General features: G+C 59.5%; 1 protein-coding gene. It reads left to right on the top strand.

Annotation, left to right across the window (positions count from 1 at the left end):
* Positions 1-66: 66 nt before the first annotated feature.
* The coding region (locus AC5ZFO_RS48215) for a helix-turn-helix domain-containing protein (protein ID WP_496124299.1) at positions 67-566 on the top strand (500 nt) is incomplete at its 3' end.

Genomic DNA, 566 nt, shown 5'->3' with positions numbered 1-566 from the left:
CTAGTCATCTGGAACGCAAATTCGTCGCATTAGTTGTTGCTCGAATCTCTAGAGAGGAGAGTGCTAGTGGCGAATGCAGGTGTGCGAGGCCGGCCGATCGCGCCGTTAGTGCTTAGTCCGCAGGAGCGGGCGTACTTGGAGAGGCAAGTTCGTCGTCATCGTGTAGCCCGATCGCTATCTGAGCGGTGCCGCGCGATCCTGCGATGTGCAGATGGTCTGCCAAGCAAGTCTGTGGCTGCCGAACTTGGCATCCATGAACACACCGTTGGCAAGTGGCGCCGCCGATTCTTGAAGGATCGCTGTGATGGCCTGCTTGACGAAGCCCGCCCTGGCCGCCCTCGAACCATCGACGACGATCAGGTTGCTGCGGTGATCGAGCGGACATTGCGTACGACACCGCCCGACGCGACGCACTGGTCGATCCGCTCGATGGCTGCGGAAACTGGCTTTTCTCACACCACGATCCGCCGAATGTGGATGGCGTTCGGCTTGCAGCCGCACCGCAGCCAGACATTTAAACTGTCGAGCGATCCGCTGTTCGTCGATAAGGTGCGCGATATTGTCGG

The sequence above is a fragment of the Bradyrhizobium sp. Unk1 genome, assembly GCF_059512345.1.
Note: the sequence above shows the minus strand (reverse complement) of the source record. Positions and strands in the feature narration are given on the sequence as shown.